The 16,359-nt window shown below is 56.5% G+C and carries 17 protein-coding genes; 7 read left to right on the top strand and 10 right to left on the bottom strand.

All coding sequences use genetic code 11. The features are described 5' to 3' along the window. Window positions 1–42: 42 nt before the first annotated feature. The 3 genes from GOW93_RS01270 to coaD all read left to right on the top strand — a co-directional run bounded on the left by GOW93_RS01270 (window position 43) and on the right by coaD (window position 2,018). Window positions 43–945 carry a LysR family transcriptional regulator gene (locus GOW93_RS01270; protein WP_170381256.1) on the top strand — a complete coding sequence of 301 codons (903 nt, stop codon included), beginning with the start codon at window positions 43–45 and terminating at the stop codon, window positions 943–945. Between the two features lie 58 nt (window positions 946–1,003). Continuing rightward, a complete protein-coding gene (locus GOW93_RS01265; RefSeq protein ID WP_170381255.1) occupies window positions 1,004–1,441 on the top strand; it encodes a CBS domain-containing protein in 438 nt (145 codons plus the stop codon). 85 nt (window positions 1,442–1,526) lie between these two features. Continuing rightward, a complete protein-coding gene (coaD, locus tag GOW93_RS01260; protein WP_170381254.1) occupies window positions 1,527–2,018 on the top strand; it encodes a pantetheine-phosphate adenylyltransferase in 492 nt (163 codons plus the stop codon). On the opposite strand, the gene gap (GOW93_RS01255) is transcribed toward coaD, so the two are convergent. The 3 genes from gap (GOW93_RS01255) to gap (GOW93_RS01245) all read right to left on the bottom strand — a co-directional run bounded on the left by gap (GOW93_RS01255) (window position 2,010) and on the right by gap (GOW93_RS01245) (window position 4,313). Next, window positions 2,010–3,014, bottom strand: coding sequence for a type I glyceraldehyde-3-phosphate dehydrogenase (gene gap / locus GOW93_RS01255; protein ID WP_170381253.1), 1,005 nt, complete (start codon window positions 3,012–3,014; stop codon window positions 2,010–2,012). The genes coaD and gap (GOW93_RS01255) overlap by 9 nt on opposite strands. Window positions 3,015–3,096: 82 nt before the next feature. After that, window positions 3,097–3,240: a hypothetical protein gene (locus tag GOW93_RS01250; protein WP_170381252.1), complete on the bottom strand. Its 144-nt coding sequence runs from the start codon at window positions 3,238–3,240 to the stop codon at window positions 3,097–3,099. A 71-nt stretch (window positions 3,241–3,311) separates the two neighbouring features. Further along, window positions 3,312–4,313 (bottom strand): type I glyceraldehyde-3-phosphate dehydrogenase, encoded by a 1,002-nt coding sequence (gene gap / locus GOW93_RS01245; RefSeq protein ID WP_170381251.1) that lies wholly within the window; start codon window positions 4,311–4,313, stop codon window positions 3,312–3,314. 181 nt (window positions 4,314–4,494) lie between these two features. Here gap (GOW93_RS01245) and GOW93_RS01240 point away from each other — a divergent pair, with 181 nt between their 5' ends. Further along, window positions 4,495–5,454, top strand: a complete 960-nt coding sequence (locus tag GOW93_RS01240) for a DUF808 domain-containing protein (protein WP_170381250.1) — start codon at window positions 4,495–4,497, stop codon at window positions 5,452–5,454. 56 nt (window positions 5,455–5,510) lie between these two features. On the opposite strand, the gene tkt is transcribed toward GOW93_RS01240, so the two are convergent. Continuing rightward, window positions 5,511–7,535, bottom strand: coding sequence for a transketolase (gene tkt / locus GOW93_RS01235; protein WP_170381249.1), 2,025 nt, complete (start codon window positions 7,533–7,535; stop codon window positions 5,511–5,513). A gap of 236 nt (window positions 7,536–7,771) precedes the next feature. Here tkt and GOW93_RS01230 point away from each other — a divergent pair, with 236 nt between their 5' ends. Genes GOW93_RS01230 through GOW93_RS01220 form a run of 3 tightly spaced genes read left to right on the top strand, consistent with a single transcriptional unit; the run spans window position 7,772 to window position 9,314 of the window. Then, window positions 7,772–8,569: a hypothetical protein gene (locus GOW93_RS01230; RefSeq protein ID WP_170381248.1), complete on the top strand. Its 798-nt coding sequence runs from the start codon at window positions 7,772–7,774 to the stop codon at window positions 8,567–8,569. Then, window positions 8,569–8,964: a cell division protein ZapA gene (locus GOW93_RS01225; RefSeq protein WP_170381247.1), complete on the top strand. Its 396-nt coding sequence runs from the start codon at window positions 8,569–8,571 to the stop codon at window positions 8,962–8,964. Before GOW93_RS01230 ends, GOW93_RS01225 begins: the two co-directional genes overlap by 1 nt. Then, entirely contained in the window at window positions 8,961–9,314 is a 354-nt protein-coding gene (locus GOW93_RS01220) for an MliC family protein (protein ID WP_170381246.1), read from the top strand. The genes GOW93_RS01225 and GOW93_RS01220 overlap by 4 nt, the downstream gene beginning before the upstream one ends. Here GOW93_RS01220 and grxD read toward each other — a convergent pair whose 3' ends face one another. The 6 genes from grxD to GOW93_RS01190 all read right to left on the bottom strand — a co-directional run bounded on the left by grxD (window position 9,315) and on the right by GOW93_RS01190 (window position 16,358). Continuing rightward, the gene (gene grxD, locus GOW93_RS01215; RefSeq protein WP_170381245.1) at window positions 9,315–9,677 is read right to left on the bottom strand and encodes a Grx4 family monothiol glutaredoxin; all 363 of its coding nucleotides are present in this window, start codon (window positions 9,675–9,677) and stop codon (window positions 9,315–9,317) included. It abuts the gene before it with no gap. Continuing rightward, entirely contained in the window at window positions 9,664–9,954 is a 291-nt protein-coding gene (locus tag GOW93_RS01210; protein WP_170381244.1) for a hypothetical protein, read from the bottom strand. Before GOW93_RS01210 ends, grxD begins: the two co-directional genes overlap by 14 nt. 232 nt (window positions 9,955–10,186) lie before the next feature. After that, window positions 10,187–10,423 (bottom strand): BolA/IbaG family iron-sulfur metabolism protein, encoded by a 237-nt coding sequence (locus GOW93_RS01205; RefSeq protein ID WP_155147029.1) that lies wholly within the window; start codon window positions 10,421–10,423, stop codon window positions 10,187–10,189. A 135-nt stretch (window positions 10,424–10,558) separates the two neighbouring features. Then, window positions 10,559–12,718, bottom strand: coding sequence for a phosphoribosylformylglycinamidine synthase subunit PurL (gene purL / locus GOW93_RS01200; RefSeq protein ID WP_170381243.1), 2,160 nt, complete (start codon window positions 12,716–12,718; stop codon window positions 10,559–10,561). Between the two features lie 168 nt (window positions 12,719–12,886). Continuing rightward, window positions 12,887–15,169, bottom strand: coding sequence for a mechanosensitive ion channel family protein (locus GOW93_RS01195; RefSeq protein ID WP_170381242.1), 2,283 nt, complete (start codon window positions 15,167–15,169; stop codon window positions 12,887–12,889). 280 nt (window positions 15,170–15,449) lie between these two features. Next, window positions 15,450–16,358, bottom strand: a complete 909-nt coding sequence (locus GOW93_RS01190; RefSeq protein ID WP_170381241.1) for a LysR family transcriptional regulator — start codon at window positions 16,356–16,358, stop codon at window positions 15,450–15,452. Window position 16,359: the final 1 nt, after the last annotated feature.

Here is a 16,359-nt window from a genome sequence, read left to right as displayed (position 1 = left end):
GCAATGTTTCAAAAGAGTACTGCAAAAATGCAAAGGGTAGTCATGGGCCCAAATTGGGATGATATGCGGATTTTTCTGGCCGTCGCGCGCGAGGAAAGCCTGTCCTCGGCAGGACGTATCCTCAAGATCGACCCGGCAACTGTCGGACGGCGCGTTGCCCGGCTGGAGACAAACCTGGATACCTCGCTGTTTACGAAATCCCAGCAAGGGTATGTCCTTACTGCGGCGGGAGAACGTCTGATGGACCATGCCTTGCAGGCCGAAGAATCAATGCGTGCGGCTGAGGGTGCCGTGGCGGGGTCGACCAAGTCGCTGAGTGGTCAAATTCGGATCGGTGCGCCGGATGGCAGCGCGAATTACTTGCTTCCACAGATTTGTGCGAAAATCAGTGACGCAAATCCGGACCTGGACATACAGATTCTGGCTCTGCCCCGGATCATTAACTTGTCGCGGCGCGAGGCCGACATGGCCGTTACCGTTAGTGCACCCACTGCTGGTAAACTTCTGGTCAAGAGAGTCAGCGACTACAAACTGCATTTGGTCGCCACAAAGGAATATCTGGATCGTCATGGCCCCATAAAATCAACTTCCGATCTGAAGGGGCATCGGATGATTGGTTACATCCCCGACATGATTTTCGATCAGGAATTGGACTACCTTAGCGACATCGGCATTGACCGTGTCGCGCTTGCATCGAATTCGGTGTCGGTCCAACTGCGGCAAGTGTCCCTTGGCATAGGTGTATGTGTTGCCCATGACTTTACTTTGCCGTTCCACCCAGACCTCCGGAAAATACTGACGGATCAAGTGAGTTTGACGCGAAGTTTTTACCTTGTCCGGCATCAGGGTGACCAAAGGAATGAGCGCCTGAACCGCTTTGCCCAGGCGTTAACGCATGGAATCCGTGACGAAGTTGCGCGGCTTGAAGCCGATGCGAACGCTTGACAGGGTGATTTAATCGCGCAACGCTTTGGTTAAGTTTACTAATTCGGAGGTGTTCTTCATGCTCGTTCAGGCCATTCTGAAATCCAAGGCAGCAGAAGGCGTTGTGACGGTTGAACCTTCGGCGACGGTATCCGATGCCGCGAAGATCCTTGCTGAGAAACGGATCGGTACAGTAGTCGTTTCTGAGGATGGTGGCGAAACCGCAGCAGGTATCCTGTCAGAGCGAGATATTGTTCGCGAACTTGCAGCCAGCGGTAGCGGTTGCTTAGCCCATCCGGTCTCGGAGTATATGACCAGAGAGTTGGTCACGGTAACGCGCCAGGAAACAGTTCAAGATGTCATGACCCGCATGACCGAAGGCCGATTTCGCCATATGCCGGTTGTAGAGGAAGGAAAACTGGTTGGTATTGTGACCATCGGCGACGTGGTTAAGGCGCAGCTAACCGAACTGGCCATGGAAAAAGATGCCTTGGAAGGCATGATAATGGGGCACTGAATAGGGTCGGCTGCTTAGCTGCCTCTTGCACCGATGGCAAAGTTATGTTTGCTGGCGCGGAAATTTCACGACGCAGGAGAGCGTAATGCGGGTTGGTCTTTACCCCGGAACCTTTGACCCGATTACTCTGGGTCATATAGACATCATTCGCCGCGCCTCGGCTTTGGTTGATAAGCTTGTGATTGGGGTTGCCATCAATCGTGACAAGGGGCCGCTGTTTTCCCTAGAGGAACGCGTCTCCATGATCGAAGCAGAATGTGCCCTTTTGTCCGAGCAGACCGGGACAGAAATTATCGCTCATCCCTTTGAAAACCTGTTGATCGACTGTGCTAGAGATGTAGGTGCCCAGATTATCGTGCGCGGGCTGCGCGCGGTGGCCGATTTCGAATATGAATTCCAGATGGTTGGAATGAACCGTGCTTTGGATGATTCCATCGAAACCGTGTTTCTGATGGCTGAGGCTCGGCATCAGGCCATCGCCTCGAAACTGGTGAAAGAAATCGCTCGATTGGACGGGGACGTATCCAAATTCGTCACGCCCCGCGTCTACACCGCTCTGCGCGAACGGTTAGGTTAAGGCGCCCATCGCGGCAGCAGTGTCCAGCATCCGGTTCGAAAAGCCCCATTCATTGTCATACCAGGCCAGCACGCGCACCAGCGTGCCATCTGTAACTTTGGTCTCTGCTAGTGACACGGTTGAGCTGTGTGAGTCGTGGTTGAAATCCATAGATACCAGCGGGCGGTCTTCAGTAGCCAATACGCCTGGTATCTTGGCAGCCGCGCCTACGAACAGGGCATTGACCTCATCCTCTGTGGTCGGGCGCGATACTTCGACTACCAGATCAACGACTGATACGTTAGGCGTAGGAACACGGATGGCCTGACCGGTCAATTTCCCTGCAAGTTGCGGCAGAACCAGACCAACGGCGGCGGCGGCTCCGGTAGTTGTCGGAATCATCGATAAAGCGGCTGCGCGCGACAGGTACGGATCTTTGCCTGCCGTGTCGTGGACAGGCTGGCTGGCGGTATAGGCATGAACGGTGGTCATGTTTCCGTGGACGATGCCAAGCCCTGCATCCAATGCAGCGGCAACCGGCGAAAGGCAGTTGGTCGTGCAGGATGCGTTCGATACAACTGTATCCGCATCGGTCAACTCGTTTTCGTTCACTCCAAACACAACTGTTTTTACCGCTCCGTCACCGCGGGCAGGGGCCGAGATCAGCACTTTTTTGGAGCCGTTTTTTAAATGACGTTCAGCAGTTTCGCGAGTTCTGAACACACCGGTGCATTCTAGAACCACATCCACATCTGACCAGTTCAGCGCCTCGGGATCACGTTCGCTGGTCAAACGGATCGGGCCAGTACCCACGTCCAGCCCAGCGTCCGATAGGGTTACTTTGTTGGGATAACGGCCATGCACACTGTCGAACTCGAACAAATGCGCATTCATCTCGGGTTTGGCCAGATCGTTGATGGCAACGATTTCCACATCTGTACGACCTGTTTCCATGACCGCACGCAGTACACCCCGCCCGATACGACCAAATCCGTTGATTGCCAGCTTGAGTGTCATGATGCGCTCCGTCCGAGTGTCGGTTTGAATAAAGTTAGCGCTAACAATGATAGATGAGCAGAAATGTCAAGCAAAACTTCATTCAGCGCCAGAAGGCGAGCCAATCCAGAAAGGCGTAAAGTTTTTTCCCGAGGAAGATCAAATGCTCGGGCCCAAAGACCGCATAGTCGACAACGACAGCGCCAAGGATCAGGAAGCCAAGCCAGATTGCGATTTGGTTGGTCATAGTGGCCCCGAACAAAATTGCCCGCCCAGATAACCTGAGCGGGCAAAGAGGTTCAATATTTCAAACAACTCTTAGTTAAGGCGGCCCATCGCAACGGCGACGTCTGCCATGCGAACCGAGAAGCCCCATTCGTTGTCGTACCACGCCAGAACACGAACCAGACGACCATCAACAACGCGAGTTTGTTCCGGCGCAAAGATCGAGCTTTCTTCGGTGTGGTTGAAATCGGTCGAAACCAGCGGTGCGGGCTCATATCCCAGAACGCGCTGCATTGGGCCTTGTGCGGCTTCGCGGACAATCTCGTTGACCTCGTCTACTGTGACGTCGCGCGAGGCGCGGAAGGTCAGGTCAACAGCTGAGACATTCGGCGTTGGAACACGGATCGCAGAGCCGTCCAAACGACCTTTCAGGTTCGGCAGAACCTCACCCAGCGCTTTTGCTGCACCGGTTGAAGTTGGGATCATCGACATGGCGGCGGCGCGGGCGCGGTACAGATCACTGTGACGACGGTCCAGTGTCGGCTGATCGCCGGTATAGGCGTGGATCGTAGTCATGATGCCGTTTTCGATGCCGATACCTTCGTCCAGAACCTTGGCAAGCGGAGCGAGGCAGTTGGTGGTGCAGGAGCCGTTCGAGACCATGTTGTCGTTTGCTGTCAGAGTGTTGTGGTTCACTCCGAACACGATGGTCTTGTCAACATTCTTGCCAGGTGCGGACAGAAGAACCTTGCTGGCACCTCGCTCTAAGTGAGTTTTCGCCTTGATGCCGTCATTGAACTTACCGGTGCATTCCAGAACGACGTCGCAGCCTTCCCAGTCCAGTTCGTTCATGTCGTAGGTCGAGAACATCTCCATCGGGCCGCGGCCCAGATCCATGGTGTTGCCGTTAATGGTCACATCGCGCGGAAAACGACCGTGGACGCTGTCATATTTCAACAGGTGCGCCGAGGTCTCTAGCGGGCCGGTCGCGTTAACTTTGATCACTTCGATGTCGTTACGGCCTGACGCAGCAATGTGCGATAGGGTGCAGCGGCCAATGCGGCCAAAACCATTGATACCGACCTTGATGGTCATATGACGTCTCCAGATGCGCTTGCGTTGCAGGCCATATAGCGGTGAATCCGCAATCTCAAAAGAGCAAAAGCGGCATATTTTTAAGGTGTTAGCGCAAACCTAACGCGATTGCGCTAACGCTTGCGCTAGCCGTGAGATCGGGTAGGGTCCGGATGCGGCAGGTGACAGGAAAGGAAGCGCAATGAGCGGTCTTTTGGCCCTTTTGGATGATGTGGCGGGGATTGCCAAGGTCGCGGCGTCGTCGGTGGACGATGTCGTTGCGGCGGCAGGAAAGGCCGGGGCAAAAACGGCGGGTGTGATTATCGACGATGCGGCGGTTACTCCTAAATACGTTCAGGGCTTTGCGCCGGCGCGCGAACTGCCGATCATCTGGCGTATTGCGCGAGGTTCGGTGTTCAACAAGATTGTGTTGCTGCTGCCGGTGGCTTTGTTGCTGGCCAACTTCGCTCCGTGGCTGATCACGCCGCTGCTGATGTTGGGCGGGTCATACTTATGTTTTGAAGGGGCTGAGAAGATATTCCACGTCCTCTTTCCACATGGCAGCCACGCAATCGAAGAAGACATGAACGTGCGCGACCCTGGTCATCTGGAGGAGCAGAAGGTCAGGGGAGCGATCAAGACCGATTTCATCCTGTCGGCCGAGATCATGACCATTGCGCTGGCGGCCATCGAGGCCCCCAATCTGTGGATGCAGGCCGCGACGCTGGCGGTCGTGGGCATCGGTGTAACAGTTGCGGTTTATGGATCGGTCGCGCTGATAGTGAAGATGGATGACGTGGGGCTGTATCTGGCGCAGAACGCGCCAACACCCGTCGGGCGCGGTTTAGGGCGTGGATTGGTAAAGGCAATGCCAACGGTGATGAAGACCCTGTCCATTGTCGGCACAGCGGCGATGCTATGGGTTGGTGGGTCGATTGTCATTCATGGAATGGAGGTATTGGGCTTTGGCTGGCTGGGGCACCACATCCACGACTGGGCCTATGCCATCGGTCATTCGGTTTCCGATCAATGGGTCGGCGCAGTAGAGTGGATCTCTAAGGCCACGATGGATGGGATCTTCGGATTGGTATGGGGATTGGTACTGATCCCCGTTGGAACCAAAGTGATCCTACCGCTTTTCAACAAATCGGAAACACACTGAAATCAAAAGGAAAAGGGCGGCCAAAGCCGCCCTTTGCTTTATTCTTTGTGATTGGCTTACAGGCCCAGCAGTTCCTTGACCTTGGCAACCGTCGCCTCGGCGGTGATGCCGAAATGCTTGTACAGCTCACCTGCCGGAGCAGACGCGCCAAAGCCCGACATGCCGATGAAGCCAGCCTTGGCTTCGCGGCCACGCTCACCCAGAAGCCAGCGATCCCAGCCACCGGCGCGCACGGCAGCTTCGATCCCGACGCGGACTGGGCCACCGGGAAGGACGCGTTTGCGGTATGCTTCGTCCTGCTGTGCGAACAGTTCCATGCAGGGCATGGATACGACACGTGTACCGATGCCTTCGGCCTCGAGCATTGCCTTGGCTTCCATCGCCAGCGAAACTTCAGAGCCGGTGGCGATCAGGATGGCCTGACGTTTGCCTTCGGCATCAGCCAGCACATAAGCACCTTGCGCGGTCAGGTTCTTGGTTTTGTGTTCAGTTCGCACGGTCGGAACGCCCTGACGGGTCAGCGACAGGACCGAAGGGCTGTCTTTGAAGGTCAGCGCCAGTTCCCAGGCCTCGGCGGTCTCAACCGTGTCGGCGGGGCGGAACACATAGGTGTTCGGCGTTGCGCGCGAGATCGCCAGATGCTCGACCGGCTGGTGAGTCGGACCGTCTTCACCCAGACCGATCGAGTCGTGGGTCATCACAAAGACCGAGGGTACTTTCATCAGCGCAGCCAGACGCATCGACGGACGAGCATAGTCGGTGAAGGCCATGAAGGTACCGCCATAGGGGCGTATGCCACCATGCAGAGCCATACCGTTCATCGCAGCGGCCATGCCATGTTCACGGATACCGTAGTGGATATAGCGACCTTTACGGTTTTCCGGCAGGAACACACCCATATCGGCCGATTTTGTGTTGTTCGAACCAGTCAGGTCAGCCGAGCCGCCAACGGTCTCGGTCATGATCGGGTTCACGACATTCAGAACCTTTTCAGACGAGGCGCGGGTGGCCAGTTTCGGTTGATCCTCCGAGGCCTGTTTCTTGAACGCGCGGATAGCACCGGCCAGTTTCTTGGGCGCTTCGAAGGCGTAGGCGCGGTTGAACTCGGCCTGTTTGCGTTCCGAGATTTGCGCGAAACGCTCTTCCCATGCGGCGCGCTCGGCTGCTCCACGGGCACCGATGGCTTCCCATGCGGATTTAACATTCGCGGGGATTTCAAACGCGTCATGCGGCCAGCCATAGCCTTCTTTTGCCGCCTTCAACTGCTCCTGATCGGTAAGAGCGCCGTGACCCTTCGAAGTGTCCTGCGCCGCGTGACCCAGGGCGATGTGGCTCTCGCAAGCAATCATGGTTGGCTTGTTGGACTTTTTCGCCTGAACGATGGCAGCGTCGATGGCCTGGGGATCATGGCCATCGATTTCGATGACATGCCAGCCCGAGGCTGCAAAACGGCGCACCTGATCGGTGCGGTCAGCCATATCGACGGTGCCGTCGATGGTGATGTTGTTGTTGTCCCAGAAAACAATCAGTTTGCTCAGCTCATGACGGCCGGCCAGGGTGATTGCTTCTTGGCTGACGCCTTCCATAAGGCAACCGTCGCCCGCGATTACGTAGGTGTAGTGATCCACGACCTTCTTGCCATAATGCGCGCGCTGAATTTCCTCGGCCATGGCAAAGCCCACAGCGTTCGAGATGCCCTGACCCAGCGGGCCGGTGGTGGTTTCAATCCCTTCGACCAGGAAATTTTCTGGGTGGCCTGCGGTTTTTGCGCCCAATTGACGGAAGTTCTTGATCTCGTCCAGCGTGACATCGGAGTGGCCGGTCAGATAGAGCAGAGAATAGATCAGCATCGAGCCGTGACCCGCCGACAGGATGAACCGGTCGCGGTCGGGCCAGTTCGGGGCCGAGGCGTCGAATTTCAGGTGCTTTTCGAACAGCACTGTTGCAACGTCGGCCATGCCCATCGGCATACCGGAATGGCCGGAATTGGCGGCGGCGACGGCGTCAAGGGTCAGGGTGCGGATGGCCGCAGCCTTGTCCCAGTGTTCGGGGTTGGCATTGCGCAGCGCAGTCAGGTCCACGGGCGTTGTTCCTTTGGATTACAAGCAGATTGCGGGCTCAATACCATCCACCCCCCAAAGTGCAAGCAGAACCGGGCGTATCAGCGGTTTACTGGATCAAGAAAACAGCCCAAGTTGTTGAAAGCAAACAGTGGGTATTTTCCGTCCCGTTGGGTTAGACTAGGCCAAGACCCGGGCTATGTTGATTCGGACAAAGCCGGGAAACGAACGAACCTTGATAAAGAGGTGGCAGGGGCATGAGCCAGATCGAAGAATTACAGCGCCGTATCGTTGCCGCAATGGATCGGATCGGGACCAGCGTGGAAGCGCTGAGGGATACTGCTCCGGTCGGCGGGGGTGCAGACGACGCATTGCGTGCCGCGCTGGATGACGAACGCGTCGCCAATGCACAATTGGAAGAGCGCCTGAAAGCATTGAAGGATCGTCACGAACAGGAAGTCAGCGCAATGCGCGTTGATATGGAAAGCCTGCGGACGGCGCCTGTGGACGATCCTGAAAAAGGTTCGCTGCGCGAACAATTAGCCGAAGCCAACGCCCGGCTAGCTTCCGTGGAAGCCGCGCGTGCCGAATTGGCAGCAGCCAAGGAAGCTCTGGAAAACCAGGACGAGCTTGAGGCACTAAAAGCCGAGAATGCTCAACTGTCGGCTGCAGTTGCTTCAGCGCAGGACATTCAAGCGGAAAACATGCGTCTGCGATCAGAATTGGCTGACAGTGAGCGTGTGGCAGAGTTGAGCGCCGAACTGGATATGTTGCGCGCTGAACGCTCTAGCCATGGGGCTGCGATGTCACGTTTGGATGATGATTTGCAACGGATGCGCAAGGCTAATGAGCAGTTGCGTCAATCCGTGGATGAACTGCGGGCGGCGGCTGCAGAAGGAATTTCAGATGCTGAACTGCTGAACCGTGCCACTGTGGCAGAGCTTGAGGCGACACGCGCCGCTCAGGCAACGGACGCGGCCGAGGCGCATGCAGTGCTGGCTCGACTGGAACCCTTGCTATCCAAGGCGAAACTGGCGGAAGGAGAGGTTGAATAATGCCCGAAGTGACCATTCAAATCGGCGGGCGCGGGTTTGACGTCTCGTGTCAGGAGGGGGAAGAGACGTTCCTGCACTCGGCCGCCAAGATGCTGGATGACGAGGCGCAAGTGCTTTCCGATCAAATCGGCCGGATGCCGGAGTCGCGGATGCTGTTAATGGCCGGTCTGATGCTGGCCGACAAGGCGGCTGGTACTGAAGATCGGATCATGGCGCTGGAGGCGAAACTTGCCGAGGTTGAAGCCGAACTGCATACCCTTAGAAATATGCCGCAGCCCGAGCCGGAGCGGATCGAAGTTGCCGTGGTGCCACCTTCGGTTACAGATACCCTGGCGGAATTGGCTGCGCGGGCTGAGGCCTTGGCTTCTGTGGTTGAAGAAAGGTCTGCGCGATGAAGGCAGTGAAATCGCTTGCCTGTGCCGCAGTTCTGGCATTGGTCGGCGGCGCGGCGTTGGCTGAAATTGACATCCTGCCGGTTACTTTCATTTGCCAGAATGACGCTCCACTGCAAATCGCCTATTTTAATGGATCGGACGGATCCAGTGCTGCTGCGATGATGGTGGATAATCAGTTGGTCACGCTGCGTCAGGTCGAAAGTGGCTCTGGTATTCGCTATGAATCCAGTGGTGGGGAAGGGACGTATTTCCTACGTTCCAAAGGTTGGGACGCGACGGTAAGCTATCTGGCGGCAGGTGAAGATGCCGCCAGTGAGCAGATTATTTTAGACAGCTGCGTCAGCCGCTGATCAGGCGTTCGCTTCGCGAATTTTGTCGGCTGCATCCTTGTTGTAGCCGACTTTGTTTTCGTCAAACAGTGTGTCCAGTTCGCCCGACAAGGTCATCTCAGTGATGATGTCGCAGCCACCGACAAACTCGCCTTTGACGTAGAGCTGGGGAACAGTCGGCCAATCGGAATAGTCCTTGATGCCCTGGCGGATATCGTCATCGGCCAGAACATTCACATCAGTGTATTCGACACCCATATAGTTCAAAACGCTTGCCACACGGGATGAAAACCCGCACTGCGGCATTTCCTTAGTACCCTTCATGTACAGCACCACGTCGTTGGCTTTAACGGTTTCGTCGATCTGAGTTTTAACGTCGCTCATCTTGCTTGTCCTCTTCACCCGCATCCGGGGCGGTCGTTTCATTCTGTGACGGGTCAGAGGACCATCCTTCTTCCTCCAACCGTCGGTGTTCGGCCTGCGCCAGCGCCAGCGGATCCAGCCCGTATCTTTCGATGCCGCCGACTTTGCTGATCTTGTCCGGGTCCGGACGCATATCGGCGAGGTTACGTTTCCGATTGCGTTTCACATAGGCTTCGATCAGCGCGGCGGCAACAATCAATGTTGCGAGTACACCTATCCAAAACAGCCAGCTACTCATTTCTTGGGTGACATCGCCTTGGTATACTCTTGGGGATCCTTAGGTACACGAATGATTGTTCCGTGGCCACCGCCAGGCCCACCTGAGTCGTAACTGGCGTTAATCATCTGGTCACCCTGACCTGGGTGAATGCCTCGTTTTGGTTTCGGATCAAGTTTCGCGCGACTACGCGCTAAAAAAGCAACAAGCATTATCACTGCCAAAATGCCAGCAATGCCAATTGCTAGATCCATTACTCGGGTACTTTCGTAGTCAACGCCAGCGCGTGAAGCTCTCCGTCTGGGCCGTCCATCTTGCCTTTCAACGCTGCATAGACTGCACGTTGCTGCTGAACCCGGTTTTTCCCGCGAAAGCTCTCGTCCACGACCATGGCGGACATATGTACGCCGTCATGCCCGCCGACCTGAATTTCCGCATCTGGAAAGGCTTCGCGCAGCAGGTGTTCGATTTCGTGGGCGCTCATCGGCATGTAGGTTACTCCTGATGGTCTTTCCCAAGATGTAGAGCGCCAAGCCGGGGCGCGCAAGGGTGTGAAAGAGGTCTGAAAACGACAAAACCCGCGCCTATCGGGACGCAGGTTTCGTAATTCGGTTTTGACCTGTAATCAGGCAACGGCCTCGGCAAAGCTGTTGCGGAATGTTGCAGCCAGTTCTTCCAGCGAAGCCTCGGAATTGCCAACCTTCACTGTCTCGCCGGTGAAACGGCCGACCGAGACCAGCGGAACGCCGGCCTGACCGGCCGCAATCATCAATGCCTCGGCCTGATCGAAGTTGCAGGCAACCAGATAGCGGGCCTGGTCTTCCCCGAATAAGAATTCGGTCGAAGCATCGTCGAGGTGAACACCCACGCCTGCGGCCTCGGCCAGTTCGAACGCGGCCAGCGCAAGGCCACCGTCGCCCAGATCGGTACAGGCTTTGATCATCTCACGGTTGGCAAGAATGAACTCGCCGTTGCGTTTTTCGACATCCAGATCGACATGCGGTGCGTCGCCGTCTTCGCGGTTGAAGACCTCAGCCAGAAGGGCGGATTGGCCCAGATGGCCGTTGGTTTCGCCGATGACCAGAGCCACGTGGCCCTCGCGGACTTCGTTGCCAATGATCTCATCGGTGTGAGACAGCAGGCCGACCGCGCCTATGGTCGGGGTCGGTAGGATCGCCTGACCATCTGTTTCGTTATACAGCGAGACGTTGCCCGAGACGATCGGCATGTCCAGCGCGGCAACGGCCTCGCCGATACCCTGAATGGCGCCGACAAACTGGCCCATGATCTCAGGCTTTTCGGGGTTGCCGAAGTTCAGATTGTCGGTAGTTGCCAGCGGCTTAGCCCCGACAGAAGTCAGGTTGCGGTAGGCTTCGGCCACCGCCTGCTTGCCGCCCTCTACCGGGTTGGCACGCACATAGCGCGGGGTCACATCGCTAGTGAAAGCCAGTGCTTTATCGGTGCCGTGCACGCGAACCATGCCAGCACCCAAACCCGGCGTGCGCGCGGTGTCTGCCATAACCATGGTGTCATACTGTTCATAGACCCACTGTTTACCCGCATAATTGGGTGAGGCAAGCAGAGCGCGCAGACCGTCGATCGGATCGATCTGAGGCACTTCTGCCAGTTCTTCTGCCTCGGGTGTCGCCACCCACGGGCGGTCGTATTCCGGTGCGGTCGAAGACAGTTTCGACAGAACGAGGTCGGCTTTAACTTCGCCATTGTGGACGATCAGGAAACGGTCTTCGGCAATCGTTTCTCCTACGATGGCAAAGTCCAGGTCCCACTTCTCGAACACAGCGCGGGCCTCAGCTTCGAGCTGGGGCTTGAGCACCATCAGCATACGTTCCTGAGATTCCGACAGCATCATCTCATAGGCGGTCATGTTCTCTTCGCGCTGCGGAACGTTTTCCAGATCAAGGCGGACACCCAGACCACCTTTGTCGCCCATTTCCACCGCGGAGCAGGTCAGGCCAGCAGCACCCATATCCTGAATCGAGATCACGGCTCCGGTTTGCATCAGCTCCAGCGTCGCCTCCATCAGGCGCTTTTCGGTGAAGGGGTCGCCGACCTGAACGGTTGGGCGTTTTTCCTCGATGGTATCATCGAATTCAGCCGAGGCCATGGTCGCACCGCCGACGCCATCACGGCCGGTTTTTGCGCCTAGGTAAACGACCGGCATCCCGACGCCCGAAGCCGCCGAGTAGAAAATCTTGTCGCTGTCGGCCAGACCAGCGGCGAAGGCGTTTACAAGGCAGTTGCCGTTATAGGCCGGGTGAAAGCGAACCTCGCCACCGACGCAGGGCACGCCAAAACAGTTGCCATAGCCGCCAATGCCTTCGACCACGCCGTTGACCAACTGGCGGGTCTTGTGGTGGCCGGGCTCTCCGAACGACAGAGCATTCATCGAGGCAATCGGACGCGCGCCCATGGTGAAGACGTCGCGCAGGATACCACCCACGCCGGTCGCCGCGCCCTGATAGGGTTCGATGTAGGACGGGTGGTTGTGGCTTTCCATCTTGAAGACCACGGCCTGACCGTCACCGATATCGACCACACCCGCGTTCTCACCCGGTCCGCAGATCACCTGAGGCCCCGAGGTGGGCAGGGTACGCAGCCACTTCTTGGATGACTTGTAGGAACAGTGCTCGTTCCACATGGCCGAAAAGATGCCAAGCTCGGTGAAGGTCGGCTCACGCCCGATGATCTCGAGGATCATGTCGTATTCGTCGGGCTTGAGCCCGTGTGCGGCGATCAGATCGGGTGTGATTGCGGGCTCTTGCATCTTCTGTCCTGTGTCCAAGTGGGCCGAGATTGCGCGCCTTTTAGGGCAAGGGCGCGCTGGTGGAAAGGGTTAAGACCGGGGTCAGACGCTTTCCTGTGGCCATCTGACCAGAAAAAGGCCGCCCGACGGGTGTGACGGGCGGCCTGCAGTTGGTTTCGGTTGCGTCTTTTACTTCGGCGCGCCGTGACCAGAGCCGGGTTTTTGCTCTTGCTGCTCGGCTTGCTGATTGGCAATCTCTCCAGCCGCCGCGCCGACTGCGGCTTTTTGTTCTTCGGTCAGATGTTCCGCTTCGTCCAGGCCGGGGATCGCAACGCGCACCTCGCGACGGGCAAAATCGATTCCGTTTTCTTTGAACGCGGCTTTGACCCGGTTGAAAATTTCCTTGCGCAAGGTGAATTGCTTGCCCGGCTTTGCCATAAACTTGCCGCGGATAATCATACCGACGTCGTCAAAGTCAAAAACACCCTGAGATTTAAAGGGCTGCAAGAAACCATCTTTGTGCGTTTCGTCCTCCATCATCTCGGCGCCGATCTTCTTGAAGATCTTCTTTACCTTGTTGGGGTCAGTGTCGAAGGGCACAGTGAATTTCAGCTTCATGATGACCCAGTCGCGGCTGTAGTTGGTCAGCTTTTGAATCTCGCCATAGGGAATGGTGTGCACCGGACCACGGTGGTGGCGCAGCTGCATGGAACGGATCGAAATCTTCTCGACCGTACCAGTTGTGCCGCCAACGTCGACATATTCTCCAACGCGGAATGCATCATCCACAAGGAAGAAGATACCACCGACGATATCCGCCACCAGTTTCTGAGCGCCAAAGCCGATGGCCAGACCCAGCACACCGGCACCGGCCAGAAGCGGAGTGATATTGATGCCCAGTGCTCCAAGTGCCAGCAGGACAAAGATGACTGCGATGGCGACCTGCGCGGTCACACGAAGTAGGGGCAGGACCGTAGCCAAGCGCGAGCCACCCGAGCCGCCGCCTTCGCCGGCTTCCTCGTCAGGGCTTTGATCGGCCGCAGTCTGTTCTTTCGCGAGACGACGGTTGATCCACAGCGAGACAAGCTCATTCAAGATGTAACCGACGGCGATGATGATGAAGAACTGAATCAATCTGCTGCCGGACTCTTCACCTCCGCCCGCGATTTCCTGCAGATCCAGGTCCCATGCGTTAGCAATCATCAGGATGACAAGAATACCTGCCAGAACCCTGCCGATACGAATATAGCTGCGTTTGGTTGATTTATATGCGCGCTCGGCGACTGGGCCTTCGCCCAGCATCGGCGGCTGCAGGTGACGCACCAAACCACGGATCAGAGTATCTAGCGCTGGCGCAATCAGCAGCCAGAACATCGTAGTGAAATGAGCACCTTGCAGCAGCAGGGCACGCAACACCGGATCACGTTGGGCGGCGAGGAACTCAACCAGCAGCCAAATCACCGCTGACACACCGATAGCGAAATAAGGGTAGTAGTACGCGACTTCTTCGTCGAACTTCGTGCGATCCGGGTCGGTGCCCAGCATCATCTGCGACAGCCCTTCGCGGGCTTTCCAGGCAATAACTCCGATATAGATGTGAATCGCACCATTGAGCCAGAAAGCAATCCGTGTTTCTCGCCCGGTGATCCCGTTGAGTTGGTTGAAATGAACGATGAACAGTGTCAACCCAATCAAGAGCAAGAGTCCAATCAGATTGCGGTGCAGGAATTTTGCCCAATGATCGTCAATGTTGACAAGCCGATATCGAGGTTGGTTCGGGGCCAGAACGAAGCGCGAGGCAGCCGCGCCCAGACGTGGGACCCAGATCAGGTAGAGGACAAAAGGTGCGGCATAGGTCAGTTGTTCGGTCGTCAGCAACCCGCGCCCCAACGCGCGGATTACAACGTAAAACACCACCAACCCGGCAATTTCTCGACAGAAGCGGCGGAATAGGTATCTGGCGGCGCCCCAGAGGTCATTCTCTTCACTGCCACTACCCTGACTATGCCATCTGCGGGTGAATAGATAGAATAGCTTTTCCGCGATGAAGCCAACGACTAGAACACTCAGGACCAACCCCATGAGAACGAACGTTCCCTGCGTTCCAAAGGTACCTACAAAATTCTCGACCGCATGAGCCTGCGCGCTGAAGATATTCGGAACCGTGACTACGACGTGGGTCCATGAAGCCACCATCGCTTCCCAAATCGCATTGATTTCCTTGATGGGGTCTTCACGGTCGGCTGCTTCAGCAGCGCGCTGTTCGGCGACCGCGTCTAAACGCTCTAGCAGGATAGCGCGGACCTGATCGTCAGACATGCGGGCGACCAGATCGTCAACTTGTTCAGGGGTCAGGTCTTCGGGAATGGTGATTGCGCCCGTCGAACTGGTGGTGCCTTCTTGCGCGAGCACCGGTCCGGAAAGGCAAATAACTGAAAGTATCGCCGCCAATAGGCGAAGGGGGTGAAACATCGAATCTGTCCTCGAACACAAGTCTTCGTGATTTTTATGTGATCATAGGTCTAAGTACCCGAGTTTCCCAGATGTTTTACCAGTCCAGCACTACGCGCGTTGCCGATTGGCCAAAAAAAAGGCCGAGCACTAAGCTCGGCCATAGTCCAACAGGGAGGTATGAAGATGATGAGCGTTTCAGCATCACCGCCTTCGAGTGCTCATTTAGGGATCACTTGTTAAACGATCAAGATGTTTCAGGCCGATTGCAGGTCATGTCCGCTATGCTGGTTGTGCATAGCTACAGTTTCCCCATCTGTTTCAAGTGCTTGCGCTGCGCGATAATCTCGTCCTGAACAAAGTCCCGGAATGCGGCGACGCGTTTGGAATGGCGCAGCTCTTCTGGGTAGGCGAGGTACACGGGAACGTCCGCTGTTTCGATATCCGACAGGATCGGGACCAAATGCGGGAAATCCCTGGTAACATAGTTCGGCAGGACCCCAATGCCCAAATTGTGCAGAACTCCTTGCAGAACTCCGAAATAATTGTTCACGGTCAGCAAAGAACCTGGGTTAAACGTCATCAGATGCCGCACCATCGCCGCACTGGCACCCACTTGCGGTGCCGAAGGTGTCTGACAGATCAGCCTGTGTTCTGAAATCTCATCCAGTGATTTAAGCATGCCGCCATGTGTTTCGATGTATTCCTGCGTTGCATACAGCATCATCTGAACGGTCATCAGACGTTTGCGGACAAGGTCGGCCTGGCTGGGCTCTTTCATCCGTATCGCGACGTCAGCTTCGCGCATGGGTAGATCCAGCACGCGTTCCTCAAGCATCAGATCGATGTTTAGATCGGGGTATTGCTCATAAAGTTTTGGCAGGCGCGGGGCCAGCCATAGGGTCCCAAAGCCAAATGTGGTTGTGACGCGCAAGACGCCAAAGACTTCTTCTTCGCTGTCGCGGATACGCGCGGCGGCGGCATCCAAGCGTTTGGACATCGCGGATGTCGCGTCGAAAAGCAGCTCTCCCTGTTCGGTCAGGATCAGACCGCGCGCGTGGCGGTGAAAAAGGGTCGAATCAAGCGACTCTTCCAGCGCTCTGATTTGGCGGCTCACGGCCGATTGTGACAAATTAAGCTTATCGCCCGCATGCGTCAGGCTGCCTGCGTCTGCCACTGCGTGAAATATCCTAAGCTTGTCCCAATCCATC

It is taken from the genome of Ruegeria atlantica (assembly GCF_013032455.1).
In the GTDB taxonomy this organism is placed as follows: domain Bacteria; phylum Pseudomonadota; class Alphaproteobacteria; order Rhodobacterales; family Rhodobacteraceae; genus Ruegeria; species Ruegeria atlantica_B.
Note: the sequence above shows the minus strand (reverse complement) of the source record. Positions and strands in the feature narration are given on the sequence as shown.